General features: G+C 52.4%; 23 protein-coding genes. 3 read left to right on the top strand and 20 right to left on the bottom strand.

What is annotated here, in order from left to right; all coding sequences use genetic code 11:
* Positions 1-135: 135 nt before the first annotated feature.
* Genes lspA through ribF form a run of 3 tightly spaced genes read right to left on the bottom strand, consistent with a single transcriptional unit; the run spans position 136 to position 4,445 of the window.
* Complete coding sequence (gene lspA, locus ACIPDS_RS17780) at positions 136-624, bottom strand: signal peptidase II (RefSeq protein ID WP_400738625.1); 489 nt, start codon at positions 622-624, stop codon at positions 136-138.
* A complete protein-coding gene (gene ileS, locus ACIPDS_RS17775) occupies positions 624-3,473 on the bottom strand; it encodes an isoleucine--tRNA ligase (RefSeq protein WP_400738622.1) in 2,850 nt (949 codons plus the stop codon). The genes lspA and ileS overlap by 1 nt, the downstream gene beginning before the upstream one ends.
* 33 nt (positions 3,474-3,506) lie before the next feature.
* On the bottom strand, positions 3,507-4,445 hold the full coding sequence (gene ribF, locus ACIPDS_RS17770) for a bifunctional riboflavin kinase/FAD synthetase (protein WP_400738619.1): 939 nt from the start codon (positions 4,443-4,445) through the stop codon (positions 3,507-3,509).
* Positions 4,446-4,774: 329 nt separating this feature from the next.
* Between ribF and rpsT the strand changes: the two genes are divergently transcribed.
* The gene (rpsT, locus tag ACIPDS_RS17765; protein ID WP_003018940.1) at positions 4,775-5,038 is read left to right on the top strand and encodes a 30S ribosomal protein S20; all 264 of its coding nucleotides are present in this window, start codon (positions 4,775-4,777) and stop codon (positions 5,036-5,038) included.
* Positions 5,039-5,202: 164 nt separating this feature from the next.
* On the opposite strand, the gene nhaR is transcribed toward rpsT, so the two are convergent.
* From nhaR to ACIPDS_RS17695, 14 genes are all read right to left on the bottom strand, one after another.
* Positions 5,203-6,102 (bottom strand): transcriptional activator NhaR, encoded by a 900-nt coding sequence (gene nhaR, locus ACIPDS_RS17760; protein WP_166516391.1) that lies wholly within the window; start codon positions 6,100-6,102, stop codon positions 5,203-5,205.
* Between the two features lie 31 nt (positions 6,103-6,133).
* The gene (gene nhaA, locus ACIPDS_RS17755) at positions 6,134-7,306 is read right to left on the bottom strand and encodes a Na+/H+ antiporter NhaA (protein WP_166516392.1); all 1,173 of its coding nucleotides are present in this window, start codon (positions 7,304-7,306) and stop codon (positions 6,134-6,136) included.
* A 168-nt stretch (positions 7,307-7,474) separates the two neighbouring features.
* Positions 7,475-7,732, bottom strand: a complete 258-nt coding sequence (locus ACIPDS_RS17750) for a hypothetical protein (protein ID WP_400738801.1) — start codon at positions 7,730-7,732, stop codon at positions 7,475-7,477.
* Positions 7,733-7,793: 61 nt separating this feature from the next.
* Positions 7,794-8,636: a DsbA family protein gene (locus tag ACIPDS_RS17745; protein ID WP_400738606.1), complete on the bottom strand. Its 843-nt coding sequence runs from the start codon at positions 8,634-8,636 to the stop codon at positions 7,794-7,796.
* Positions 8,637-8,698: 62 nt separating this feature from the next.
* Positions 8,699-9,406, bottom strand: coding sequence for a pili/flagellar-assembly chaperone (locus tag ACIPDS_RS17740; protein WP_400738604.1), 708 nt, complete (start codon positions 9,404-9,406; stop codon positions 8,699-8,701).
* Positions 9,399-9,941, bottom strand: coding sequence for a fimbrial protein BcfF (locus tag ACIPDS_RS17735; RefSeq protein ID WP_400738602.1), 543 nt, complete (start codon positions 9,939-9,941; stop codon positions 9,399-9,401). The genes ACIPDS_RS17740 and ACIPDS_RS17735 overlap by 8 nt, the downstream gene beginning before the upstream one ends.
* Positions 9,934-10,464 carry a fimbrial protein BcfE gene (locus ACIPDS_RS17730; RefSeq protein WP_400738599.1) on the bottom strand — a complete coding sequence of 177 codons (531 nt, stop codon included), beginning with the start codon at positions 10,462-10,464 and terminating at the stop codon, positions 9,934-9,936. Before ACIPDS_RS17730 ends, ACIPDS_RS17735 begins: the two co-directional genes overlap by 8 nt.
* Positions 10,465-11,469, bottom strand: a complete 1,005-nt coding sequence (locus tag ACIPDS_RS17725) for a fimbrial protein (protein ID WP_400738596.1) — start codon at positions 11,467-11,469, stop codon at positions 10,465-10,467. It lies immediately after the preceding gene.
* On the bottom strand, positions 11,470-14,088 hold the full coding sequence (locus ACIPDS_RS17720) for a fimbrial biogenesis usher protein (protein WP_400738593.1): 2,619 nt from the start codon (positions 14,086-14,088) through the stop codon (positions 11,470-11,472). It abuts the gene before it with no gap.
* Between the two features lies 1 nt (position 14,089).
* A complete protein-coding gene (locus ACIPDS_RS17715) occupies positions 14,090-14,776 on the bottom strand; it encodes a fimbria/pilus periplasmic chaperone (RefSeq protein ID WP_400738590.1) in 687 nt (228 codons plus the stop codon).
* A 93-nt stretch (positions 14,777-14,869) separates the two neighbouring features.
* Positions 14,870-15,424 (bottom strand): fimbrial protein BcfA, encoded by a 555-nt coding sequence (locus tag ACIPDS_RS17710; RefSeq protein ID WP_400738587.1) that lies wholly within the window; start codon positions 15,422-15,424, stop codon positions 14,870-14,872.
* A 400-nt stretch (positions 15,425-15,824) separates the two neighbouring features.
* Positions 15,825-16,526 carry a helix-turn-helix domain-containing protein gene (locus ACIPDS_RS17705; RefSeq protein ID WP_400738799.1) on the bottom strand — a complete coding sequence of 234 codons (702 nt, stop codon included), beginning with the start codon at positions 16,524-16,526 and terminating at the stop codon, positions 15,825-15,827.
* Positions 16,527-16,822: 296 nt separating this feature from the next.
* Entirely contained in the window at positions 16,823-19,858 is a 3,036-nt protein-coding gene (locus ACIPDS_RS17700; RefSeq protein WP_400738584.1) for a chitinase, read from the bottom strand.
* Between the two features lie 74 nt (positions 19,859-19,932).
* Positions 19,933-22,032 (bottom strand): glycosyl hydrolase family 18 protein, encoded by a 2,100-nt coding sequence (locus tag ACIPDS_RS17695; RefSeq protein ID WP_400738581.1) that lies wholly within the window; start codon positions 22,030-22,032, stop codon positions 19,933-19,935.
* 391 nt (positions 22,033-22,423) lie between these two features.
* Between ACIPDS_RS17695 and ACIPDS_RS17690 the strand changes: the two genes are divergently transcribed.
* Both ACIPDS_RS17690 and ACIPDS_RS17685 read left to right on the top strand, forming a co-directional pair.
* Positions 22,424-22,867, top strand: a complete 444-nt coding sequence (locus ACIPDS_RS17690; RefSeq protein WP_400738578.1) for a transcriptional regulator — start codon at positions 22,424-22,426, stop codon at positions 22,865-22,867.
* A 16-nt stretch (positions 22,868-22,883) separates the two neighbouring features.
* Positions 22,884-23,417, top strand: a complete 534-nt coding sequence (locus ACIPDS_RS17685; RefSeq protein ID WP_400738575.1) for a glycoside hydrolase family 108 protein — start codon at positions 22,884-22,886, stop codon at positions 23,415-23,417.
* Positions 23,418-23,480: 63 nt separating this feature from the next.
* Here the strand turns inward: ACIPDS_RS17685 and ACIPDS_RS17680 are convergent, their stop codons facing one another.
* The 3 genes from ACIPDS_RS17680 to dnaJ form a co-directional block, all read right to left on the bottom strand.
* Positions 23,481-23,828: a phage holin family protein gene (locus tag ACIPDS_RS17680; protein ID WP_400738572.1), complete on the bottom strand. Its 348-nt coding sequence runs from the start codon at positions 23,826-23,828 to the stop codon at positions 23,481-23,483.
* A 123-nt stretch (positions 23,829-23,951) separates the two neighbouring features.
* Positions 23,952-24,899, bottom strand: a complete 948-nt coding sequence (locus tag ACIPDS_RS17675; protein WP_400738569.1) for a LysR family transcriptional regulator — start codon at positions 24,897-24,899, stop codon at positions 23,952-23,954.
* A 177-nt stretch (positions 24,900-25,076) separates the two neighbouring features.
* A complete protein-coding gene (gene dnaJ, locus ACIPDS_RS17670; protein WP_166516409.1) occupies positions 25,077-26,213 on the bottom strand; it encodes a molecular chaperone DnaJ in 1,137 nt (378 codons plus the stop codon).
* Between the last annotated feature and the right edge of the window lie 60 nt (positions 26,214-26,273).

Raw genomic sequence — 26,273 nt, 5'->3', positions numbered from 1 at the left:
CGGGCGGGTGGGGGGGGGGCGGGGTTGCGTTTTGGCCCGTTTTGCGCTTGGGCCCCGCCGGGGGGGGGGGGGGGGGCCCGCCCCGCGGGGGGGGGCCCCCCCCCCCCCCCCCCCGACGCCGGGGAAATCACAGAACTACGCCTGCTTTTTCGGCAGGAAGCCTTCGAGCACCACCAACGCCGCGCCGATACAAATCGCCGTATCGGCCAGGTTGAAGGTGGCAAAGTGCCAGTCGCCGACGTAGAAATCGATCATATCGACGACAAAGCCGTGCCACAGACGGTCAAACAAGTTACCCAGCGCGCCGCCAATAATCAGCGCGTAGGCGATGTTATTAAGCTTTTGCGTGGCTTTAGAACGGTACATTAGCACCGCCAGAATCACGCAGATACCGACCGCGATACCGGCAAAGAACCAACGCTGCCAACCGCCGCTATCAGCCAGGAAGCTGAACGCGGCGCCATAGTTACGTGCATAGTGCAGATTTAGCGACGGGAACAGTGACACCGTATCCCCCAGAGCAAAGTTCTGGAGGATCAGGTATTTACTGCCCAGATCGATAATCAGCACGACCACTACCAGCCACAGCCAGCGCAGTCCTGTTGAACAGATCGATTGACTCATCAGGCAAACTTACGTTTTTCGCCGTCACCGGCCACGTTGCTCACACAGCGGCCGCAGAGTTCTGCGTGTTCCGCCACCTTGCCCACATCGGTAGTGTAATGCCAGCAACGCGGGCACTTCTCACCTTCGGCTTTATTCAGCGCGACTTTCAGCCCTTTAAGCAGTTCGCTTGGCTGAGCATCAGCCGTCGCTTGTGCATAATCGGCAACAGTCGCACCGGAGGTCAACAGGACAAATCGTAATTCGTCACCCAGCGCCGTCAGTTTGGCCGCCAGTTCCGGTTGAGCGTACAGCGTAACTGCCGCTTCCAGAGAACCACCGACTTTCTTGTCAGCACGCGCCTGTTCGATAACCTTGTTCACTTCGCCACGCACCTGCAGCAGCTCGTCCCAGAAGGCATCGTTCATCTCTTCGGCATCGGCCAGGCCAAACAGACCTTCGTACCATTCACCGGTAAAGACATACTTCTCGCGGTCACCCGGCAGGTAGCCCCAGATTTCGTCAGCGGTGAAGGACATGATCGGCGCCATCCAGCGAACCAGCGCTTCGGCGATGTGGTACAGCGCGGTCTGGCAGCTACGACGCGCCACGCTGTCCGCTTTCGCGGTGTACTGGCGGTCTTTGATGATGTCGAGGTAGAACGAGCCCATTTCGACAGAGCAGAAACGCATCAGGCGCTGCACCACTTCGTGGAAATCGTAAGAAGCGTAGGCTTTCATGATATCTTCCTGCGCCGCTTGCGCGCAGCCTACCGCCCAGCGGTCCAGAACGACCATCTCTTCCGGTTTCACCATGTCTTTAAGCGGATCGAACCCGTTGAGGTTCGCCAGCAGGAAGCGCGCGGTGTTACGGATACGACGATAGCTGTCGGCAGCACGTTTGAGGATCTCATCCGATACGGCCATTTCGCTGGTGTAGTCGGTTGATGCCACCCACAGACGCAGGATGTCCGCGCCCAGTTTGTTCATCACGTCCTGCGGCGAAACGGTGTTGCCGATAGATTTGGACATCTTACGGCCCTGACCATCGACGGTGAAGCCGTGGGTCAATACCTGGCGATACGGCGCTTTGCCTTTCATGGCGACGCTGATCATCAGGGAGGACATGAACCAACCACGGTGCTGGTCAGAACCTTCCAGGTACATGTCAGCCGAGTGGCCGCCGAATTCCGGGCGCGCATCGACGACGGAGTAGCTGGTTGATCCAGAATCGAACCACACGTCGAGGGTATCCGGGACTTTGACGTAGTTGTCTGCGTCATCGCCTAAGATTTCACGCGGGTCGAGATCCCACCATGCCTGAATACCGTCTTTTTCAACGTATTTGGCGACTGCTTCCATCAGTTCGGTGGTGCGCGGGTGCAGCTCTTCGGTGTCTTTATGGACGAACAGCGCCATTGGCACGCCCCAGGTACGCTGACGGGAGATACACCAGTCAGGACGGTTCGCCACCATGGATTCGATACGTGCTTTACCCCATGCCGGGATCCAGCCGCTCAGATTTTCTTTGGTCACGCCATCGTGCTCAATACGATCGATCTCTTTGAGAGACTGAATGCGCAGGCCTTTTTTATCCATGCTGATAAACCACTGTGGGGTCGCACGGAAGATGATCGGTGACTTGTGACGCCAGCAGCATGGGTAGCTATGCTGCATTTTTTCAACGTGCAGCAGCGCGCCTTTTTCGCTCAGCAGTTCAACGATTTTATCGTTGGCTTTAAATACGTTAACGCCATCCAGAAGTGGGTAAGTACCTGCCAGATAAGCGCCGTCCGGGCCCACCGGGTTGGCGATTTCCAGACCGTATTTCTGGCTTATCACGTAGTCGTCAGGGCCGTGGCCACCGGCGGTATGTACCGCACCGGTACCCGCGTCAAGCGTAACGTGGTCGCCCAGAATTGCCGGAACGTCGAAGCCCATGAACGGGTGGGTAAAGCGCAGCAGCTCAAGCTCAGCGCCTTTAACGGTGCCGAGAATGGTGTAGTCGCTCACGCCAATGCGCTTCATCACGCTCTCAAGGAGATCGCTTGCCAGAATCAGGGCCTGATCGTCGATTTGTACCAGCGCATAGTCGAAATCTGGCGCTAAAGAGATAGCGCGGTTAGCCGGCAGCGTCCACGGAGTGGTAGTCCAGATAACCAGCGAGATTGGGCCGGTTACGTTTACAGCGCCGAATTTCGCTTTGACCGCGTCGGTGTCAACCGCGTGGAAGGCCACATCGATGGACGGAGACGTTTTGTCGTAATACTCAACTTCCGCTTCTGCCAGCGCAGAACGGCAGTCAACGCACCAGTGCACAGGCTTAGCGCCTTTGTGCATGTGGCCGTTAGCAATGATTTTGCCCAGCGCACGGATGATGTTGGCTTCGGTTTTGAAGTCCATGGTCAGGTACGGTTTCTGCCAGTCACCCAGCACGCCCAGACGGATGAAGTCATTACGCTGACCATCCACCTGAGTCGCGGCATATTCGCGGCATTTCGCGCGGAATTCTGCGGCGGTGAATTTCTCACCCGGCTTACCGAATTCTTGCTCAACTTTCAGTTCGATAGGCAGACCATGGCAGTCCCAGCCCGGAACATACGGAGAGTCGTAACCGGAAAGTCCTTTGGACTTCACGATAATGTCTTTCAGAATCTTGTTAACCGAGTGACCAATATGAATGCTGCCATTCGCATAAGGAGGGCCATCATGCAGAATGAAGGTTTTCTTGCCTTTTTTGGCTGCACGAATGATGCCGTACAGATCATCATCGGTCCAACGCGCCAGCATTCCCGGTTCACGCTTGGCGAGGTCGCCGCGCATCGGGAACCCTGTTTCCGGCAAATTCAGGGTTGATTTAAAGTCACTCATCAGATTCTCGGTTCCGTATTTTTACGTAGGCATTTAAGCCGGGTTTGAAAGCCCAAAAAACTCGCGGGCCGTTAATTCATCTCGCGCAATCTGCGCCTTTAGTTCATCCAGCGAAGCAAATCGCTGCTCGTTGCGTATTTTTTTACGCAGCACTACATCTATATGGCGACCGTATAGGTCCATTACAACGTCCAGCACATGCACTTCAAGCTGCTGGCGACTGCCGGACACGGTCGGGCGCGTACCAATGTTTGCCACGCCCGCCAGAGGCTTATCACCAAGCCCCCTGACTTCCACCGCATAGACCCCTTTTACCGGGGAGACCTGACGACGCAGCGGTAAATTCGCCGTCGGGAAACCGATGGTGCGGCCCAGTTCATCGCCGTGCACCACGCGCCCGGAGATGATAAAAGGATGCCCTAACAGGTTTTCGGCCTGTTCGAGGTCATCCTCGGCCAGCGCCTGACGTACGGCGGTGCTGCTGATTCGAACACCGCCATGGCAGAAGGTTTGCGTGCTGGTGATATCGAACCCAAACTCCGCGCCAGCCTTCTGTAATAACAAGAAATCGCCCTGACGACCAGCGCCAAAGCGGAAATCATCACCCACGGCCAGGAACTGCACGCCAAGGCGCTTGACCAACAAATCGCTGATAAAAGCCTGCGCGGTGAGCGCGGCGAAGCGGCGGTCGAAGCGCAGGCACACGACGTAGTCCACCCCGCTTTCAGCCAGATAGCGCAGCTTTTCGCGCAAGCGCGTCAAGCGAGCTGGGGCTCTATCAGCGGCAAAAAGCTCCAGCGGCTGCGGTTCAAAAATCATCACCACCACGGGCAACCCACGCGCTTTACCTTCAGCACGTAAGCCCTGCAGCAGCGCCTGATGCCCTCGATGCACACCGTCGAAATTACCAATGGTCAGTACGCACCCATGTGGTGCCTGACTGAGATTATGTATGCCGCGTATCAGCTTCATGTCTGGCTCAAAAGAGTGAAAATCGTCAGAGTATACCTTGTACAGAAGCCCACGTTAACCAGCTATTGCACCTCATCGCCCAAAGTGGGAATGATTTCATCAGCATCCGTCGAAAAGGCAAGAAAATATGGGCAGACCGCATGATTTTTGTGCCGGAAAGACTGTATTCATCGGTCACAAGCTGGTAGAATCCTGCGCCATCAATACGTAAAGCAGCGTTGTCGTATTAACGACGCTTATTTGCACAAATCCATTGACAAAAGAAGGCTAAACGGGCATTCTCCTCGGCCTTTGAATTGTCCATATAGAACACATTTGGGAGTTGGACCTTGGCTAATATCAAATCAGCTAAGAAGCGCGCCGTTCAGTCTGAAAAGGCCCGCAAGCACAACGCTAGCCGTCGCTCTATGATGCGTACTTTCATCAAGAAAGTATACGCAGCTATCGAAGCTGGCGACAAAGCTACTGCACTGAAAGCATTTAACGAAATGCAACCAATCGTGGACCGTCAGGCTGCTAAAGGTCTGATCCACAAAAACAAAGCTGCACGTCATAAAGCAAACCTGACTGCACAGATCAACAAACTGGCTTAATCGCCCGCTTGTTATCAGCTTTGAAAAAAACCCGCGAAAGCGGGTTTTTTTATGCCTGCAATTCATGTAGCCCGGCCGAGTGAAACGACGCCGGGATCGGCGCTGAGCTTCCCCGGAGTCGGCGTAAACGCCTCGTCCGGGCTACATGTTACGAAGCGGAGGCGTTATTTAGCTGGCAGAGTAAATAGCGCAGAGTAATCGCGATGGCATATACGCTGTACTGCCGGATGCTGAATCATGCGCTCGGCAAAAATAGCGTGATACTCTTCCATCACGTTATCCATGCGGCCAATTTCAATCACATGCTCGTCGGCATAGAAATCATGGGCGTAGAGCGTCGGGGCAACAAAAATCGCGTTGTGTGCCGCCCCGAAGGCTTTCATGAGCGCGGCATCGTCAAATTCGCCGAGGATCTCCACCTTCAGCCCCTGCACGTTAAACCAGTTCAGCAACTTGCGCCCCAGCATCGAGCGGCGGCCAGGTATCAGCAGACGGCGCTCCTCAAGGCAGGCCGGGAAGCTTTTTTCCGGCGGCGGATTCATGCACCAGAAACTCACGCTACACTCGCCAATTTTTACCGAGAACAGCCCCTCTTGCTGAGTGGAGTCAATCGGGCAGTCGGAGATAATCATATCCAGCTTATGCTGGCTTAGCTGCTCCAGCAGCATTTCATGCGTCGACTCAAAGCAGCGCAGATGGATTTGTTCATCTTCAACGACTACCGCATCCAGCACGCCGCTCACCAGCCGCTTTGAAAGCGCATCGGCCACGCCAACATCGAACAGTAGATTCGACTCCTTGCGATAGTTGACGATGTCCAGCATCTCCTGGCTCAGGGTGAACATTTTGTCAGCGTAGCGGAATACCAGTTCACCCAGTTCACTTGGCTCGATGCCGCGTCCTTTGCGCTTAAACAGCTTCCCCTGTAAGCGTTCTTCCAGCGCCTTGATCTGTCCGGTAATGGTCTGCGGCGTCAGGTACAAAGCCTCCGCCGCGCCCACTACCGATCCTTCCTTGTAGACATGCCAGAAGTAATAAAGATGATTGTAATTAATATGCGACATGTCCTGTGCGCCCTCTCCTTGAGTTAATTATTTATGCCGTCGTCTGCGGTTTCAGATGGGCGCGTAACAAGCTATAGCCCACCACCGCCGACAGTACTGAACCAATCAAAATGCCCAGCTTCGCCCAGTTAATCAGCGACGGATCAATGCTGCCAAAGGCCAGACTGGCGATGAAGATAGACATCGTAAAGCCAATCCCGCACAGCAATCCCACCGCCATAATCTGCGAGAAATTGGCCCCTTCCGGTAATTTCGCCAGCTTCAGTTTTAGCGCCAGCCAGCAGAACAGGCTGATACCCAGCGGCTTACCGATGAACAGGCCTGCGATAATACCCAGCGGCAGCAGCGAGGTCAGACCGCTCAGGGTGACGCCCTCAAGCGACACGCCCGCGTTGGCAAAGGCAAACAGCGGTAAGATCATAAAGGCCACCCACGGATGCAGTACATGCTCAAGCTGTTTCGCCGGAGAGTGCCCGTTTTTCTCGCGCAGCGGAATAAAGAAGCCGACAATCACCCCGGCAAGCGTCGCGTGAACGCCCGACTTCAGTACGGCCGTCCAGAGAATGACGCCGACCAGAATGTAGATTCCCGTACGGCGCACGCCGCTTAAGTTCAGTACCGCGAGCACCACGATAGCGGCGGCGGCTACCGCCAGCGACAGTAACGACAAATCGCTGGTATAAAACAGCGCGATAATCACGATTGCCCCGAGATCGTCGATGATCGCCAGCGCCATCAAGAAGATCTTAAGAGACGCTGGAACGCGGCTGCCGAGTAAAGCCAGGACACCTAACGCAAAGGCGATATCGGTCGCGGCGGGAATCGCCCAGCCGCTGCTGGCAATCGGATCCTGGCCATTAAAAGCCAGGAAAACCAGTGCCGGCACCACCATACCGCCCAACGCGGCAATCACCGGGAATATGGCCTGACGGCGGGTCGCCAGCGAGCCTTGCATCATCTCGCGTTTGACCTCAAGACCAATCAGCAAGAAGAAGACTGCCATTAACGCGTCGTTAATCCATAACAACATGTTTTTGTTGATCTCGAGTGCCCCAACGCGAAGCTGTACCGGCGTTTCCAGGAACGCATGATACAGGCCGCTGGTCGCACCGAGGTTTGCCATGAGCATAGCCAGCACGGCTGCAATAATCAGGATGATGCCACCTGAGGCATCGTTGCTAAAAAAGCGCTGAAGATGCTTCACTTTTACTCTCTCTATTACGCTAAATTATTCGTTAAAACTATTCTATCTGCCTTGATTGCTCGAAAAAATAAGTTTATTACTGGCAAATAAGTCGGTTTTTACGATAAAAAGCCCAGCCAAAGGCCGGGCATATCGTTTGGGTGAGAGCGTGCGATGCAAAAGCACGTCCTAATCATAGACAATGCGCAACAGCGTCAGCTGCTTATCTTCATCAAGATACTGTGTCTCCACGGCCGCATAAGGCTCCGCGATTGGCGTGGTCATATTTTCAACAATGATATGGCGCGTCACCACATCCTGACGGTGGCACTGTATTTCCAGCGCCTGGGTATCATTCCAGCAGCCCATTTCAACTACGCTGCCGGAAAAGGCGATGCTTCCCATCATCGCGGCCGACGTTCCAGTAAGCAGGAACAGCGGCAGCATTAAGGCGCCGCAACGCACAATATTTATCATGCAGACACTCCTGTGAACTGCGAAGATGGAGTTAGCCTTTGGCTTTCTGAATCGCCATTTGCAGCACATCCTGCGAAGTACTTCCCGGCACCACGGAGACCCGTTTGATATCTGTCGTCGCCGCTTGTGGCATCACGACAAACGCCGGCGTTCCGGTAAAGTCCATATGCTGCGCCAACGCCTGATTCAACATCAGCGCATCGTGCACCGCGCCGCTGTCCTGCGCCGTTTTCACGGCGGCAATCTGTTCAGGCGTCAGATACGTTTTCGCCAGGGTATACACATCCTGCTCGGTGAGCGCACCTTCTACTTTGCCCGTCGCGTACAGCGCGTTATGCCACTCAAGATACTTGTCGCCGCCGTGCGTCAGCCAGACCTGCTCGCCCAGTCTGGCCGCCAGACCCGAGACCGGCCAGCGTGAAGCAAAGATAGGGAACTCTTTGAAAATAAAGCGGGTATCCGGGTTCGCCTTAACCAGCGCTTCCACTTCCGGCGCCATTTTGCTGCACCATGAACATTGATAATCAAAGAACATCACCACCGCCGCTTTGGCGTTAGCCGGGCCAACCGACGGGCTATTGGCGCTGAGTAAATCAGCCTGGTACTGTAGGGCAAGCTGCACGTAGGCCTGCTGCTGGGCAATTTGCTGGCGCTGGTGCAAGTTCTCGCTGGCGGCAATCAGGAATTCAGGGTGATCCGCCAGATAGGTCGCGACCGCCTGCCCCACTTTATCGGGATGACTGGCGATATACGCTTCGGCGGTTTGCCCTATCTGGTCAGCTTGCCCGGTTTGCGCCGCAAGCGCTGGGGTCGATATCATGCCAAGCAGCAGTAAACCGGTTAGTCGGGAAGGTGTTAATCGTGGATTTTGCATAGTCTAAGTCTCTTATTTGTAGGGTCAAAAGGCTGCGGCACGCTTATCGCGGGCCGCAAAATTTAGCGGCGGCGCGCCACGCTTATCTCAGTTATGGACATCACGCGGCCATAATCATTGATGCTTTGCCAGCGCAGATGGCAGGTTGACGCCTGTGCGCACCAGCGGGTTTGGCGATGTGAAAACGGCGCAACGACGCCTGCGCTGTCGATCGATTGCTCGTTGGTATGCAGCATAAACAGCGTGACGTAGTAGGGCGTGGGGTTGCGCACCGTAAGCCCGTCGGGGTTAAGCGTCCATTGCAGCTGTTGATAGGCGTGCTGTGGGTCGCCGCTTAATCCCAAAGGGCGATAAATCAGCTTCATCGCCGAGCGGTAGGCCATTTGCACGCTATTGCCGTTCACCTTGCCAGAAGGGATAGCGGCAATGCTCAACGTCAGAAGGCTTTCCCGATTTTCCGGCAACGGCGAACCGTTATGTATGACGCGCAGCGTATTTTCCTGACCACTCGCCAGGGTAAATAGCGGCGGCGTGATCACCCAGGATGAGGCTGACGCGGTCTCGTTTTCAGCGCCAGCCCAGCGGCTCGCGGAAAGAATATGGCTGCTGATAAGCCAGGCGCTGGCGGAGGTGTTATGCAGCGGAATACTCAGCGATGGCGTATCCGCGCTGTAGATAAACCGCGTTCCCCCAATCACCACTCCCGCGCTGGCATGTACGCCGGTGAGCGATAGCCAAAGCAAGATCGCGCGGATAATGAGCTTATTCATAAGCGAGCACGAACGTCGCAGAGGCGTTGGCGTTACCCGCGACCACGGCCTCGCCATCGGCAATATAGCGGGCATAAAATTGCAGATGAACCGATGACTGACCGGATGAGATGGCCTGGCTTGCACTCTCATCGCCCAAAGCGATCGCGGTTTTATCTTTGTCGTATATTCCAATCGCCACGCCGGTGGCGCTGCCATCACCCGGCGTGAGCGCCAGCAAATCGGGATAATGACTGTCCGCTGTGCCGCTAAAACTGACCGTCACTCCGCTTGCGGTTGCGCCACAATTTTGCAGGTTAATCGCAAACGGCTGCCAGTTAGCGCCATCGCCCGCCCGCGCAAACTGTCGATTGCTCACCGCCCCCATCTCGACATCAATATTCTCTGAGTCTGGCGATAACGTGCAGGTATTGTCGGTTATCGTCCCGGAAACATAGACTCGCCCGTCGTGCCCGTGGGCGCAGGACAGCAGGCTGCCGCCCACGATGACGCAGGCGATACATAAACGCAGATTAATCACTGGGCCCTTACTCATATTGCAGATCGAAATACATCACCGCCGTCGCATTGCCAGAGGTGACCATCGGACGGGTAGATTTGTAGCGAATATAAAATGACAGCGTGTTTCGCCCCGCTTTTAGCGGGTAGTCGATGGAGCTGGTGTTATTAATTGCAATGGCGTCATCACCATCAGAAATCTCCACGCCTACGCCTGTGGCTAGCAAATTCGTTGACCCCATGCCGGTATCGCTCAGCGCCAGCAGCGCCGGGTTGTCGGTGTCTGCAATACCGGTAAACCAAATCTTTGTGCCGCTAATGCCGCGGGAACAATTCTTGAGGTTGATGTTGAACGGTTTGGCTTTAGCCGTGGTGCCGGTAGAGGGAAAATTAGCCACGGCAAATTGCCCTAAATCAATGCTCTGACTGAGGCTGGAAATCTCCACGTCACAGGCCTGCGCCATGATGGTGCCGGTGAATTCGAGATTGTAGCTGGTCTCATCCGCCCAGCAATAAGGCTGCCAAAACAGCGCCAGCATTAACATCCAACAATATTTCATCTAATCAAAATCCACCCGTAGATTAGCCAGCGCGGTAAATGTTCCTTCGGCAGGAACCTCCCCGGTGGTGCTGACGGGATAGGCCTGTAATGTCATGGTGGCCCGCCCTGCCTCATCGGTGACAAACGGCACGGCGCTGCTGGCATCATTGGGCATAAGCACCGTGCCATCACGGCTTTCGACCACCACGCCCACGTCCGGGTTATCGGAGGCAATCGCCTGGGTAAAATGGGCGTCTGCGGTGGCCTGCACGCTCAGGCTCAGATTGACCGTTGAATCAACGCCGCTACAGGTCACCGGCACATTAAAAATGCGCGATCTGACGCCCGTCGGCTTTTCACCCGCGTGCGTAAAGTTGCCGCTATACAGGGAACCAAAGTTCACCAGGATGGTTTGACCGGCGTTAATCTCGCAGCTTTGCGGCACGGTTACCGTTCCGCTATAGGCAATGTTGTAAACCACGTTGGTTAGCGGGTCGCCGGGCAACGTTGTGACATAGACGCTGAATAATGTTTTTGGCGCAATAGTGACCGAACCAATGAACGGTTTGACGATTTTTAGCTGGAAGGTCAGGTTAGAATCACGAATCGCAAACGACGCCCCTTTTCCAGCATCGTCATTTGTCATCGGCACATATTTCTGAGGCGGATAGATATCCCCTACCGCCGCGTTATCAATGCGCATCGCGGCCTCAAGGTAGCTGGCATCCAGCTTCAGGTATTTCCAGTGTCCATCAGTTTCGACAACCGGGTACTGAGACACATACGAGCGCAGCGTCCGGTGCCAGGTTCCCGAATCGCTCGGACAGGTCACCTGAATATTCCTCCCCTGACTCTTCACTAACGGCACCGTTTCACCGGCCCGATTTTGCGTCGCGGTTAACGTGGTGGAGAGATCGTAATTCACGGTCGATGGCGCGTTATTCACATTCTGGCAAACCTGGGCATAGACGCTTTGGCTTAGCACAAGCGCCACCAGCGACAGGCATAAATGGGAGCGTTTCATTTAGCGGCATTCCACTTTTTGTCGAACCAACGCGCGGGTTGATTCAGGCAATTGATAAGGCGCGTCACAGCGCTGATTCGCAAGCTTGCCCCAGCGGACGTGCAGCGTCCCTTGCGGTATCAGACCAGACAGATAGGTTTCACCGTCATCGCCAACGATGCTTTCCGTCGTATTTTGGTTGGCGGATACCGTCGCGCCAAACGGCACGGCTTTATCGTGATAGCGTAAATTCAGCAGTGCCCGAACACCGACGTGCGCATCAAAATGCGCCAGCGCCAGCGCCCCTTCGGTCGGTACGACGTTGGTCACGGCGTCATCAATATCGACGTTATCCGCAAGCGTGTTGACGTTTAGCGCCATTCGGTTGAGTCGATAGGTAGTGGCATAGGGAATGACCGCATAGCCGCGGCCATCAGTATGAATACCGGGCTCATCTTCAATCCCTACTTCTGCCGCCCCGGGGGCCGCGATCAGAATATTGGTATTGCCCAGCGGCTGGCTTAACGTCACGCCGTGCGAATGCACCACCACGCCGCCGCTCAGTCCGTAGTTAACCTGCTGATAATCGCCGTTATTATTGACGTTATAGCCGACGTTCACATTGCCCCGGGAACCGTCATATTCCATGCTGGCAGCGCCGCTTTCCCCGCCGCCATGATTCTGCATCCCCTGCTGCACGCTGTAGCTGAGGTTGTTGTCATCCAGCAGCGTGCCGTTAATACCGGCGCTTTCGGTCACGTTATGCTTTCGGTCGCTACTGGTGTTGAAGGTGGCATAGGCGTTATGGCGCTCATGGGTGATATCGTCGTCATGACTGAGCCACTGGCTTAGCGGCAGTGAAATATTCAGCGCGACGATTCGATCGCTTTCCGACTCCCCCGGTGAACGGCTGCTGTTATAGGACAAGCTCCATGAGATGCCTTTGTAGGTTGCGCTGTAGCCTAGCTGGAGTAATGAATTGGTTTCATCGGTATGCCAGTAGCTTTCCCGGCTGGCGGTAATAAAGAAAGAGCCGAACTGGGCCAGCGGCTGCGTGATGTTCAACTGGACTTTGCCGCGCTTGGTGTAATAAAGGTCGTAGTAGTTTGCCCAGTCGGCACGAGCGTCATCGTCGTCAGTTTGCCCGTTGTAGCCTGACATATGCTTCCATGTCGTCTCATCAAGGGTGTAAAACGAGGACGTCGAGTAGCGATAACCCAACAGCTGTAGATTAGTGCCGAGCTGGCTTAGCGATTTGGCATACAAAAGACGCAGTGATTGTCCCTCATGCTCGCTGCCATCAACCAGCGTGCTATAGGCTTGGGTGATATCCAGCGATAGCGCTCCCCAGTCTCCCAGGTTGGCACCGCTACCCAGCGCTATCGCTTTGTAGTTGTTTGAAAACTGCATACCGCCGTACAGCGTGACCCCTTTCGGTAAGCCCCACATCAGCGTCGCCTGGCCAAACTGTGTATCCTCTTTCTGGCTGCTGTCGCCGCGATATTCCGCCACCGTCGCCGCATATTTCAGGCGGCCTTCGCGCTGCAGAACCGGAACGGCGGAATACGGAACGTTATAGCTATGGGTGCTGCCATCGGACTCTTTCACCTCGACCACTAAATCGCCGCTCGACGCCGTCGGGTAAAGATCGCTAAAGGTAAACGCGCCGGGAGGAACATAGCGCTGATTAATGATGTAGCCATTCTGGCGGATGGTGACCTGCGCATTGCTTCTGGCGATCCCGCGGATCGTTGGCGCAAACCCCTTCATGCTGTCAGGGAGCATGTTGTCATCGGAGGCGATCTGGATCCCACGAAACGGCAGGCTATCAAACACGCCGGAAGGGGTGTAGCTATCGCCCACCGTCATTTCGCTTTTCAGCGCCGCAATATCACGCTCCAGATAGGTACTGATGTGCTGCCAATCAGCCTGGCTATTCTGGCCGCTGCTGTCGTTCCAGGTTGAGTAATCGCGTAATCGCCATGCCCCGATATTAAGCCCGCTGTTCAGCCCCAGAAACTGGTTGGTCTGCGCGCTGCTTTCAGCGCTGCGGTCGTGCGTTTTTGAGCCGGTGTAGGTGTAGTTCAGTAATAATGCGTTCACCCCTTCATCCCAGTTTTCCGGTGGAATATAGCCGCGAGCGTTGTTGACCAACGCCGCCTGCGGAATGCTGATGTTCAGGCGCTGTTGAGCAAAGTCAAAGCGGGAGGTTGCGTCAGGTATTGCGGCCGCCAGATCGACACAATCCGCCGGGGCTGACCGGGCAAGCGCCGGCTGGCCCGCCACGTTGACGCCCATTTTTTGCAGCATTTCAGTGGTCAGGCAGGCGCTTAGCCCGCTTTTATCATCCGATGCTTTAGCGGGCGTTGCGGCGTTAAATTGTAAATCCTGGCTCGACTGAAGTGCGTCATTGAGATAGACATCCACGCGATACACGCCCGGTGCCTGAACATTGCGGCTGAATGTCGACAGGTCGGCGACGGCCGAAGGATCGTCAGATAAAAAAGCCGGATTAAAATAGTTATCCGCCCAGCTTCGGGGGATCGTCAGCGCGCTAGCCACCGCCAGCGCCAGGGTTGGGAGCGAAGGTTTGGTGGCGCGACAGGAACGGCGCATCATCGCATCAACTTCCAGCAACATATCAATTCGTCTGACAGGTGAACTTCGGCGTGGTCGCGCCAAAATCATTAACCGCGCGATACGTCACGTTTCCGGTCGGCGCGTTTAGGGTCAGCGCCCCTTTCGGCGCAACCATCGTATTGGCGAGCTTTTTGCCGCCCGCATAAAGCTCCACTAAAGAGACATAGTAGGGCGAGCTATTGGTAATGGTCAGGCGGCTACCTTCCGCATGGCAGCGCAACGCGGCTGGCGCATCTATTGAAGACGTTGGCAGATCGCTGGGGCGAATAAACAGCTTGATCACGCTTTGCGTGGCGATTTGTAAGGTGTTACTCGCCAGCTTATGTTTATCGACCGAAGGAATCGCTTTGCTATTGAGGTAGAAGACACTCTCTCTGTCCGTCGGCAGCGTTGGGCCAACGTACATAATACGCAGCACATTCTCTGTTTTTGGCTGCATCACAAACAGCGGCGGCGTCAGAATAAAGTCGGTTGAGCGAATACCATCAATGTTCGCCACCCAGGATTGGATCAGAAAAACGTTGGTCGCCGAGGAGTTAATGACCGGCAGAGAGATCTGCTTGCTGCCCTGCGGATAAATCACGCGCGTCGCGCCCAGCGCAATACCGCCCGCCTGCGCCACATTCGTCATACTCAATACGAAAAGCAGCAAAAGCGACTGCATGATCTGAATTTTTTTGGTGCACATACTTAATTTACTCAGGTGACTTTGGGGGGTTATCGCGGCGGTGCGCAACACCCCCTCCGCACATCGGGTTCGGAGGGGGTGTCAGATATTCGATTAGGAATAGACCATGCTGAAAGTTGCGGTTGCCGTGACGTTACCCGGGGTTGCCTGGCCGGTAGCAATGTAGTCAACGCTCAGCGGGATAACGTTTTCACCGTCAATCAGAGTGACCGTAGAGGAGGTTTTACCCATAGAGAGCGTCTCGCCGGCTGGGCCATACAGCTGTAAAGCAACATTGGTTGCTGAACCCGCACCAGCGGTATTCGCCAGCGTGTCCTGAATGGTCGCGTCTTGCTGACCATTGAAAATAACCGCCGCGTTCTGGCTTACATTATGATCACAATCTTCCAGTTTGATATTGAAGTCTTCTTTCTGATTCGCGACCATTCCAGGTGCCGATAACTTGTTGGCCTGGACCTGGCTTAACGTGACGGTCTGATCGATAGAATCCGCCGATACGGAACAGGCCGCTTCGACAACCTGCCCCACAAAATTAACGGTACCGCCAGAAACGGTAGTTGGAGAATCACCCAGTTCAGCAGCATTAGCCAGCGCAGGGCCGCCCAAAATTAATGCGGAAACAACCATAGCAAATACGTTCTTTTTCATACAATCCCTTAAAGACAATCAATAGTTAATGTTTTTTTAATATCGAAAAATAGAGTCAATGCACACATAAAATAAATATTGCGGGTCATTCAACAATAAAGATATAGTTTCGCTGGTGATAATGACCAACAACTCAAAACAGCATGCTGAATATTATTTTAGACCGCTATTACTTATAAAAATAATTATTAACGAAACAACTATTCATATGCAACGCAGATAATATGACTTTAAAGGACTAGGGATAACCATCTGTTTTAAAAAGAAATTAATTGCAATGAAAAACATACGCAATACGGCGTATTGATAAACCAGAAAATCTATGGTAATCGCTTCAATTATTCAGAGAGAATATGTATACATATCATACTAAAAACCGCTGATAATGCCGAAAACAGAGTTAATAAGCGGCCGGTAGCTTCCAGATTGACTTAAGACGACCGTTAACGATATTGATATAACCGCCTTTTTTAAGTTCTGAAAGCAACTTCAGGGTGCGGCTACGAGAAATGCCGGTACGTCGCTGGACAAAATTCAGTACGTTAATACTCTCACGATATTCCTCAGGATAGGCCCAAATCTCTATCAACAGCGCGCGAACTTTCAAATACGAATCTACGCCAACCAGCTCCCGGTCACGGACACACATCACCATCAGGCGATACGCCAGGAACCGCGCCACATCGTGCCAGAGGTCGCACTCTTCAACAATGCGTACGAAATCATCCAGCAGCACCGCGCGGCCACGACAGGCCGTTTCTGCAACCAGAAAGTGTTCCGGGCGGGCGGGTACGTCGTAGGTTGTCCCGTAGCTATCGGTCAGCCCGAGTATTGAAGGGGCAAATCCCGATGAGATTTGCATGCGGTCATCGCTGCGACAATATGAGATAGCGCCGCTTTCCAGCAGGACTATTCGGTTGCCGTGCTCCGCAGAACTTAACGGTAGTTCCTCCCCCGCTTCCAGTAAAAAGGGCTGACCAAACGGTAGCAGTGCAGAAAACAAAGCATCAATTACCGTATAGGGCTTGGCCCGCTGGGCGAAAATAAACGAATGCAAAACATTTTCATTCTCACTAAAGTCTGATTTCATTGTTTTTTTGATATGTTTGGGTAACAAAAGATAGATGAAAGATATAGTTCCAGGTGAATCGCTTCAATTAATAATAAATAAGTTCATGTTGTAGTATTTATGATTTTAAAAAGCACAAATCAGCCATCATTTTTTGAATAAGATAATTCACAAGGAATTTAATTAAATAAAAAACAAACAATAATAAAAAAGAAAATTAACATATATCTTAAATAGAAAAACACAACTACTAAAATTAATAAAAAAATAGCGGCTGCGACGCTGATTCAGGGGATCCTGAACCACCGTCGCGCCGCCAGCGTTCGACGTTAGCACTCGCTAAAATAACGAGGGAATGCGTAGTATTCGCTCATCTTTTCTGCCAGCCAGCCACCGTCCTCGCCGTTCGAATGGATAGTGGTGATGCTGACCGTCGAACCACCGCCCCACAATACCGAGAAAACGTTGTAATCCGGCAGGTTAAGCGCCTGCATTTGCCCCCAGTCGTAGCCGTTGTCCTGGCGTAAAAAATCGCCTACGTTCGCCACGCCATAGATCGCGCTGTTAACCGGTGTATTCAGCAGCGCTGAAGAGATCGCATTGATATCTTTGCCAATCCGCGCATCCCCCATAAAGAAACTGCCGCCGGATGCAAAGTGTGATGCCGCAATTTTGCTGGTGCCTTCATCGGTAGTTGGCATATGACCGCCAGGAATTTGCCACAGCATTGCCGGTTTATGCAGATCCTTCGCCGCCTGTTTAACCATCCCCAGATAGTGCAGCCAGCAGGTAGCATTCCAGCCGTAGTGCGCCAGCGCATCCGGGCTAAAGCAGTCACGTTCAAATTTATCAAAGGCGATAAAATCTGGCGCATAGTCACCGCGATAGACACCTAATTCCTCGATAAAGGCCGCAATAGCCGCACCGTGGGCAGCCGGATCGGCATCCGCTTTAAGCACCCAATCGGCAGTACCGGTCGCCCACACGTTAGTCTGCCAGCCGAAAGCGATATCCGGCGCAAACTGCCGCACGATGTAGTTGATTGCCTGGATATAGCCATAGAGATCGTTGCTAAACACCGGCAATACCGGGTAACTCATCCCTGGCAGCTCGGGTAACGCGTTGATAGCAGCCGCCAGTTGAACGTTAACCTCGACGCTGTTTGCCTGGCGTACCCCGGTGTAACCGTAAGGCTCTTGTTGCATCGCCCCCAGGAAATCCGGGTTTAAGACAAAGGTCGCCGGTACGGCATGATCGCTGTCTTTATAAGACTGCGCCGCCAGACATTGGGTGATGAAGTTGCCAAAGTGATTGCGTAGACGCTGGCTATCCTGCAAATCAGACACCGCGCTCCCGCCGCTGGCATTGGCGGTATATACCACCATCACCGGCATGACGGGGCGCCCCGCCTCTTTTTCAATTTCGCGAACCAGAGGGACGGTTTTGTGAATCGGCAAGGAAGCGTAATCGAGGAAGCCATCAGCATTGGTATCCACTTCGGCCGCAGGAACAGGATCGCCGCCGCCGTCAAATCCGTCATATTTAAACAGTGCGCTAACCGGAATACCGCGATAACGCGAGACGGTTTCCGCCGCGTTTACCGTTACGCCGCCGTGGGCCACATAGTTTGGCCAGCCTTTGACCTGCAACGCCACGCCCTGGATAAATTCAACCGTCACGTGGTTATCGGTTTGCAGCAGGCGGAACGGCGCGTTTATCTCGCAACGCCATGGGGCATCACCGACATAAATATCCGCCGCTTCGAGCGTGTACAGCCCTGGCGCAATACGCATCGGCAGCGCTTGCGGCTGCGTGCCGCTTTCCAGCGTAAAGGTATATTGATATTGCGCGCTGTAAAGACGGTAACGCTGCGGAGCAACGCCTGCCGGTAGGCCCAGAATGGTCATCTGGACGTTCACAAAGCCCTCTTTTTCGACGGCCGTCTGACAGAAAGGAACGTTCACCTCTTTGAGTTCACCCGCCACCGGCGTGAAAGGTGCGGATTTCTCAGGCGTGGTTATCGATTGATTATTAACGATGGTTGGCTGAATGCTCAAAGCGTAGTCATGATCGGCCAGCAGCTGTTTAACCCACTGCATTTGGTTAACGTCCATGGTGAGCGTTTGCTCACAAATCCCCGCCTCGTTCCACATTTCCACGACCATTTCCGCCCCGGCAAATTCGGGCGCTTCCATGTTCAGGCAGACGGAGGCCAGCAGTACCGGCGATTGATAGTCAATCACGCAGGTCTCGCTATCGTGACCCGATGCCAGATCCAGCGCGTAGCGGCTATTCAGCGGGACGATTTTCATCTCATCATTGATTAATTCCAGCACCGTGATGTCGTAATGACCCGGGCTGAGATCGTTGATGCTGAGTTCCTGCCCCCATTCACCGACATAACGCTGTAAATGACCGTCTGGGTAGAGCATATCGAAAGCGGGTTTGAGCGCCGTATTCACCGCCATTGAGGGAAACTTCACCGCAATAGCGCCCTGTCGCGTAGGGTCGTGCGCCAGTACGGCCGCCAGTTCACCCATGACAATCGGGGTTTGTGTGGCGGCCAGATAAAATTGCAGCTCAGCGCTTTCGCCTGAGGCTAGCAGCAGTTCGCCGTCATTATTGATAATGATGTTGTTTTTTTCAGTCGGCCAACCGCCATCGCTGCTTAAGGTGACAGGTTGATTCCCCAGCATGGAACCGCTCAACGGGCTGTACTGATCGGGATGACCTGTGGCCGTAAAGCTCAGGGTAAGTTTATTTAAATCAATTGATTGTGAATATCTGTTCGTCAGCGTCAGCGTTGCGCGCTGATACCAGCTGTTGAGATTCAGGGAGCTCATGCTAAGAAGTGGCGCATCACCTTGCGCGGGAGTTTCAGGCTCAACCACTGGCTCATCGGCAGGAACTTCAGGCTCAGGTTCAACCGCTGGCTCATCGGCAGGAACTTCTGGCTCAGGTTCAACCACCGGCTCATCGGCAGGGGCAACGGGTTCAACCTCATCTTCGGTTGAGGATGGTAGCGTCAGGGTAAAAGTCGAAATTTTTACCGGCACCTGCGTTGCCGCAAAGCTAAAGAACAGCGTTCCGCTCTGCCCCGGCAGCAACCATAATGCTTCGCTGTTATTAATAATAATTTCATTAACATCTAATGAACCTTGCGCTTTACCGCTGAGCGTCAAAGGCATATCGCCTTTCAGCGTACCGCCAAAAATACCCCAGGGATCCTGATGGCCGGAGGCGGTAAAGCCGATGATGGCATGGTTCATATCAACGGCGCGATCGCCGTTATTTAAAATCGTTAAGGTGACTTTCTGATACCAGCTATGAACGTCAATTTTGCTATTTGAAATGGAAAGGGCCATGACCGATATTCCTCGTTCCCTGTTGGAAAAAGCCCCGGAAAACCGGGGCTTGCGTTATGGACTAATGCTTATTATTAGTAAGCGCCCAGATCGGTCCATGCTCCGCTTGCACCGCAGTTCAGGTCAGGCTGGTCGCCCTGAGACCACCATTTCACCTGGTAGTTATGACCTTTCCAGCTAACGGTCTCGAAGGTGCCCCAGTTGCCGCCGTAAACTGTTTCAGCATCCCACAGTGCATAAGGAGTGGTTTCATCCACTGCGGAATCATCTTCTGCCGGCGTAACGTCTTCTTCTGGTTCTACAGGCGTAACGATTTCGTCATCCGTGTTTTTATCTGCATCGTCTTTCGCCAGTGCAGGAACAACGGTCAGAACAAAGCGCTGCTGAGTAGACGGTTCGTTGTAGGCATCGCGAACGAACAGCGTGAACTGGAATGCGGTTTTTGCTGCCACTTCTGGCGCCACAAACTCAATCACACATGAAGTTTTATCTGCCACTGTAATTTCAGACGGCACGCCCCAGCTAAAGGTCAGCGCATCATCATCTTCATCAGTAGAACCGGCGCCAGACAGCTGGACGGTAGAGCCGCCAACAACCAGCAGCTCAATTGCCGCTTTCGGTGCGTGGTTCACATCTGGAGTGACAGGCTGTTCTTCGTCTGAATCGCTTGGCTCAACGTTGATACCTTCGAAGTAGAACGGTTCCATATCAATCACTTCAGAAGCGATTTCATAGCCCAGACCTTCACGAGCGGCGTTAACCAGCACGCCGTTGTCCTGGTCGATAGTCCAGGTGAACATGCCGCCAAGACCCAGTTTTGCTGCATACGCGCCTTTCGCTTTAACGGAACGCGGCGTATCCAGGGACATGAACACCTTGCTTTCCGGGCTGTACAGGTAGTCAGCGTCAGCAACCTGGTCGGTGTAGACGTTGAAGCCGTTACGGCCTTTCTGGTTTTCCAGATCCAGGTAGTTATAAATCACGTCGTACCATTCGTTAGTACCGGATTCAAACGTACCGACGGTGGTGCCGGTGCCTGCATCGTAGGTGCCTTTCAGTGGAGACAGAGATTCCAGCTCAACTTTGCGACCGTTACGGGTATAGCCTGCATAACCGATATTGATGCGGTCAGCCGGGAAGCCTTCAGACAGCAGGTGCTCAACGATAGTATCGACTGCCCAACCGTCCTGCTCGATAGCTTTCAGGTTGGTGTGGTGAGTCACGGTTTCTGCCCACGGGGTACCGAAGAAGTCATAGGTCATCAGGTTGATGCCGTACAGGCCCGCATTCAGCAGCGCTTTCACGTTGGAATAACCGAAAGTTTTCACCACAGCGGAGCTGGCGATAGAGATTTTTACGTTGCTCAGGCTCGCGGAATCCAGCTGTTTACGCAGTTCAGCAATCAGCAGAGCATAGTTTTCACCATCTTCTGGGCCACATGGGTTACCAGCACCTTCGGCATTTGGATATTCCCAGTCGATATCCACTTCGCTGAACATTGGGAACTGTTTGAACAGTTTCACCACGCCTTTAGCAAAGACTTTACGCGCTTCTTCAGAAGCCGCGGTTTCGTGGAAACCGTTACTCATGGTCCAGCCGCCGATACTTATAGACAGCGCCAGTTCATGGCCCTGCTGCTTAGCTTTTGCCTGCAGATCGCGCAGACCGCCCAGCAGACCTTTGGTATTCGCCTGAGTCACCGTGGTCGGCTCAACGTCCCAACCGCTCTCGGTATGACCGACGTTGATGTAAGACTGGAAATCACCCCATGGATCGAGGAAGGTTGGCTCGTATTTCACTTTGCCACACAGCGCTGCGCCTTCTGCCACCACATCACGTGACTGGCCGTCCACTTTATGGAAGCCCGTTACGCCGACGAAACCAACAATGATTTTATCGTAAGCAGTAGGAGAGACATTGGACAGATCGTAACCACGACCGCGGTTATCTTTAGAATCATCACCCTGAAGGCGACCGTCATACTGAGACCAGTCGGTATAGTAACCAAATACCTTCGGTTTGGTAGTAGAGGACTTATATTGGTTATAAACAGGTTTAGCGACACGTGCAGAAGTATAGCTAAATGCGCTGTCTTCTTTTGCTGGGTTAAAACCGTCAGCCGCGTTGCTGGTTTCAGTAAGAGTATCGCCATTAATCAGTTTGCTGGTAGCCATTTTTAATTTCCTTTTAAGTTTAAAAATTATCGCAGTTCGTTCTGCGGGGTCCATAATTCAACAGCCGACCAGAAATGGCTAATCACTAAACATCACGTTTAAATCACGCATTCTCACACAGACGGATGATGCTGATTTTAGATAACTCTATAAGACATCATCAGCGGGTTTACGTAACTCACATCAGCGTGATGAGCAAAAATCAACCACCATATTAAGCATCATTTATAAAGGCATTAAGTATCATTTAATCTGCAAGAGCTAATGTGATGAGGATCGCTCAAGAGAGTGATATTACAATTAAATCGAAGAGTATTAATGGATTGAGACGATCCTCGTACCCTATATTCAGCGCAGACAACCAGGATGTGTATAACTAAAGGATGACGTTATGAAAAACTATCTCATAAATGAAAACTGCATTTATAATGAAGGGAAATATGAACTGAGAACTAAGGAAAACTCTCAGGTTATCAAAATGACCGCGATGAGAGCTAAGTGTCTCAGTTTTATTATCGAAAACGCACAAGAAGGGATCATTGAACGTTCAAAGATTGCGGCTGAACTTTGGGGCAACCGTAGTCATTTCGTTAATGATGCCAACCTGACGCAAATACTCTACTTAATCAGACGCGATCTAAAGATGCTAGGGATTAGCGATCTTTTTATCACCATTCCTCGCCAGGGGATTCAGGTCAACAAAGATATCTCCATTAAAACCTTTGAAGAAAAAACAAAGACCCAGAAGCACCAGGTAGTCAGGAAAATGCTCGCGGCGTTAACCACCGTATTTTCCGTTACCTTAGGCACCGCTATGTATATGCATATTCATTAATTCAAGGAGCAGAAAAATGAACCCAATCATTGATGGGATTATCGTTATGGAAGGCGGCTATACGCAAAATGCAAAAGACAGAGGCGGCAAAACTAATTGGGGTATCACCGAAGCCGTTGCCCGTGCCCATGGTTATTCAGGGGATATGCGGGACCTGACCCACAGCGAAGCCTACGCCATTCTGGAAGAAGATTACTGGATTAAACCAGGCTTTGAGCAGGTAGCCACGTTATCCAACCCTATCGCCTTTGAACTGTGTGATGCAGCGGTCAACATTGGTGCGCACTATCCTTGCGTTTGGCTACAGCGTTGGTTGAATGTGCTCAACCGGGAAGCGAGAAAATACAGTGACATCAGCACGGATGGCCATATTGGTCCGAAAACGCTTGCCGCATTAGACGCCTACCTGGCATGGCGCGGAAAAGAAGGGGAAGCCATACTGGTGAAAGCCTTAAATTGTAGCCAGGGTGTCTACTACTTAGATATAACCGAAAAAAACAAAAATAATGAAGAGTTCATTTATGGTTGGATCAAGAACAGAGTAGCCTGACCACCGGTCTAAAAATAAAAGACTCACGGATGAGCCTTTTATGACCAATAAATAACATTCTAGTCACTCACGTGGACTTGCATCATTAATATATTTTTTAATTTTATCTCCGAGTATTTTTAAGATCGGTGCTGCAAACACTCCGCCCAAACCGGCAGCGAGCAGCACCATGTTAAAACTAAAGCCTTTTTCAATCGCCAGTGCGCTAAGTAAAAAGCTGGTGAAACAAGAAATCACCACCTGCTTTAAGCAATTCGTAATGCTTTTATGAGCATCACTTTGTTGCGCTTTTTCTTTACCAATAAAGTAGCTAACAAATCCGCCCCATGCGCCCACAAAAATGATCGTCAAAAGGATTTCCACTTCGAGTAAAACAACCTCGGTGTTGGGTAATTGATTGGGAATAGCCATATTAAACTCCTGTATAAATATGAATGGTTGACAACAGGAGTTTAGATAGTGCCCGATGACTACGGAAATCATATGAACCTCATCAGTGCTCATTAATTTTCAATGAGCGTTCAATGAGAGGTATCAACGACGGAATGAGGAAAGCGTATGCAACATCGAGACAGTGCCGTTTATGACAGCCAGATTGCGACTGTTTTTTTTCCATGACGCATACACCTGAACCGGCCGGAAGGATAACTCGGGTGGCGGCTGGATGATTTTAATATCATATTTACGCTGATTTTTATAAAACAAAGCGATTTTTAACGGTATCAACGCAATCATTGAGGAACGCTCAACCATGCTAATCAAGCCGTTTATTGAATCACTGCGGTAACCAATATTACGCTTAGCTTTATACCATCGCTCATCCACAAGTAAGGCACTATCATTGATCACTTCAGGAATACTGGTGCCTGATTGATATTGCGCGTGACGCGAGGTATAGAAATGATGTAATGAAAGCTGAGACAATTGGCTCAGCATATGAGAGCCCGAACAAATACAGACAAAACTTTTGAAGCTATCAATGAGCTGATGATCGATACCGGGAACAATAATCGGATCAATGCTAATCAACAGATCGCAGTCTGAGGTAAATAAGCGCTCAATAATTTGTTCACGTTCTATATTGCGGGATGAAAAATGACTGACTAAAATCTGTTCAAAATCCTCGCGTGCCGAGAGCTGAGAAAGATAATAGCTTTCAATAATATCGCTGCCCAAAATGGTGATTTGGGTTTTGTCACTTTTCTTATTAACTGACTGAAAAGTCTCACCAACCAGCTCTATAACCTGACGAAAACTGTAATGGATTTCCAGCGCTTTTGCGGTTGGGAGCAGCCCGTCTTTGCCCCTGATAAACAGCTCTTCATGATAATGGCTTTGTAAACGCTTAAGCGCGATGGAGACGGCGGCGGGCGTAATGCCGAGGCGCTTCGCCGCTTTTGTCGCGTTTCCGGCTGAGATTATGGCGTCAAGAATTTTGATTAAATTATAATCAAAATCCTTATTGGCGCCTTTCGATCCCATTCGCCGTCAGCCTCTACAAATAATTAATATTAATGATACTCAATACGAATCAATTCGCTACCGTTATAAGTTAGTCACAGCGGACAGGTCAACACACGAAAGGATAATATTGAGATGCGCAGAAAAAAGCCTGAGCGAAAGGCTCAGGCTTTGGATCAATATTAGAAATAATAGTGACTAACGGGTCAAATCGTCAAAGAACTTTTTCACGCCGTCAAAGAAGCTTTTTGAACGCGGACTGTTGTTTTCACCGGTCGGGCCGCCAAAACTTTCCTGCAAATCTTTGAGCAGCTGTTTCTGCTTCTCGTTAAGACCTACCGGGGTCTCGACCACCACGCGGCACAGAAGGTCGCCCTGCGCGCCGCCACGAACGGATTTAACACCTTTACCACGCATACGGAACAGCTTACCGGTTTGCGTTTCGCCCGGAACTTTCAGCTTCACGCGCCCATCAAGCGTCGGCACTTCAATCTCGCCGCCAAGAGCCGCCATGGAGAAGTTAATCGGTACTTCACAGTACAGGTTATTGCCTTCACGTTCGAAAATAGCGTGCTGCTTCACCTGCACCTGAACGTACAGATCGCCTGCCGGTGCGCCGTGCTCGCCAGCTTCACCTTCGCCACTCAGACGGATACGATCGCCGGTATCAACGCCCGCCGGGATTTTCACTGACAGCGTCTTGGTTTTCTCAACGCGGCCATGACCGTGACATTTGTTGCACGGATCCTTAATCAGCGTACCGCGGCCCTGACAATGTGGACAGGTCTGCTGTACGGCGAAGAAGCCCTGGCGCATCTGTACCTGACCTGCACCATGACAGGTAGGACAGGTCTGCGGCTTAGAACCGGCTTTCGCGCCGCTGCCGTGGCAGACATCACACTCTTCCAGCGTCGGAATGCGGATCTCTTTGGTCACACCACGAACCGCTTCTTCCAGCGTCAAATCCATGTTGTAGCGCAGGTCGGCGCCACGGGACGCACGCTGGCGACCACGACCACCGCCAAAGATGTCACCGAATACGTCACCAAAGATATCGCCAAAGTCCGCGCCGCCGCCGAAACCACCGCCGCCGCCGCCCATGCCGCCTTGTTCAAAGGCTGCATGACCGTATTGATCGTAGGCCGCACGCTTTTGTTCGTCGGTCAGGATCTCATACGCTTCTTTGATTTCTTTAAACTTGGCTTCGGCCTCTTTATCCCCCTGGTTGCGGTCCGGGTGGAATTTCATGGCCAGGCGTTTGTACGCCTTTTTGATCTCACGCTCTTCCGCTGTTTTGGAAACGCCCAAAATCTCGTAATAGTCTTGCTTTGCCATTGTTTTTTGTCAGCCCCTTAACATGCGAGCACGGGCGGAGAGGAAACCTCTACGCCCGTG

It is taken from the genome of Kluyvera sp. NPDC087067, from assembly GCF_044745165.1.
Lineage (GTDB): Bacteria > Pseudomonadota > Gammaproteobacteria > Enterobacterales > Enterobacteriaceae > Kluyvera.
This window is presented reverse-complemented; position numbering and strand designations above follow the sequence as displayed.

Excerpts from the sequence above, each read along its gene's own strand:
- lspA (WP_400738625.1), bottom strand. The coding sequence starts at position 624 with ATGAGTCAATCGATCTGTTCAACAGGACTGCGCTGGCTGTGGCTGGTA.
- ileS (WP_400738622.1), bottom strand. The coding sequence starts at position 3,473 with ATGAGTGACTTTAAATCAACCCTGAATTTGCCGGAAACAGGGTTCCCG.
- ribF (WP_400738619.1), bottom strand. The coding sequence starts at position 4,445 with ATGAAGCTGATACGCGGCATACATAATCTCAGTCAGGCACCACATGGG.
- nhaR (WP_166516391.1), bottom strand. The coding sequence starts at position 6,102 with ATGTCGCATATTAATTACAATCATCTTTATTACTTCTGGCATGTCTAC.
- ACIPDS_RS17750 (WP_400738801.1), bottom strand. The coding sequence starts at position 7,732 with ATGCTGCCGCTGTTCCTGCTTACTGGAACGTCGGCCGCGATGATGGGA.
- ACIPDS_RS17745 (WP_400738606.1), bottom strand. The coding sequence starts at position 8,636 with ATGCAAAATCCACGATTAACACCTTCCCGACTAACCGGTTTACTGCTG.
- ACIPDS_RS17740 (WP_400738604.1), bottom strand. The coding sequence starts at position 9,406 with ATGAATAAGCTCATTATCCGCGCGATCTTGCTTTGGCTATCGCTCACC.
- ACIPDS_RS17735 (WP_400738602.1), bottom strand. The coding sequence starts at position 9,941 with ATGAGTAAGGGCCCAGTGATTAATCTGCGTTTATGTATCGCCTGCGTC.
- ACIPDS_RS17730 (WP_400738599.1), bottom strand. The coding sequence starts at position 10,464 with ATGAAATATTGTTGGATGTTAATGCTGGCGCTGTTTTGGCAGCCTTAT.
- ACIPDS_RS17725 (WP_400738596.1), bottom strand. The coding sequence starts at position 11,469 with ATGAAACGCTCCCATTTATGCCTGTCGCTGGTGGCGCTTGTGCTAAGC.
- ACIPDS_RS17720 (WP_400738593.1), bottom strand. The coding sequence starts at position 14,088 with ATGTTGCTGGAAGTTGATGCGATGATGCGCCGTTCCTGTCGCGCCACC.
- ACIPDS_RS17715 (WP_400738590.1), bottom strand. The coding sequence starts at position 14,776 with ATGTGCACCAAAAAAATTCAGATCATGCAGTCGCTTTTGCTGCTTTTC.
- ACIPDS_RS17710 (WP_400738587.1), bottom strand. The coding sequence starts at position 15,424 with ATGAAAAAGAACGTATTTGCTATGGTTGTTTCCGCATTAATTTTGGGC.
- ACIPDS_RS17700 (WP_400738584.1), bottom strand. The coding sequence starts at position 19,858 with ATGGCCCTTTCCATTTCAAATAGCAAAATTGACGTTCATAGCTGGTAT.
- ACIPDS_RS17695 (WP_400738581.1), bottom strand. The coding sequence starts at position 22,032 with ATGGCTACCAGCAAACTGATTAATGGCGATACTCTTACTGAAACCAGC.
- ACIPDS_RS17690 (WP_400738578.1), top strand. The coding sequence starts at position 22,424 with ATGAAAAACTATCTCATAAATGAAAACTGCATTTATAATGAAGGGAAA.
- ACIPDS_RS17685 (WP_400738575.1), top strand. The coding sequence starts at position 22,884 with ATGAACCCAATCATTGATGGGATTATCGTTATGGAAGGCGGCTATACG.
- ACIPDS_RS17680 (WP_400738572.1), bottom strand. The coding sequence starts at position 23,828 with ATGGCTATTCCCAATCAATTACCCAACACCGAGGTTGTTTTACTCGAA.
- ACIPDS_RS17675 (WP_400738569.1), bottom strand. The coding sequence starts at position 24,899 with ATGGGATCGAAAGGCGCCAATAAGGATTTTGATTATAATTTAATCAAA.
- dnaJ (WP_166516409.1), bottom strand. The coding sequence starts at position 26,213 with ATGGCAAAGCAAGACTATTACGAGATTTTGGGCGTTTCCAAAACAGCG.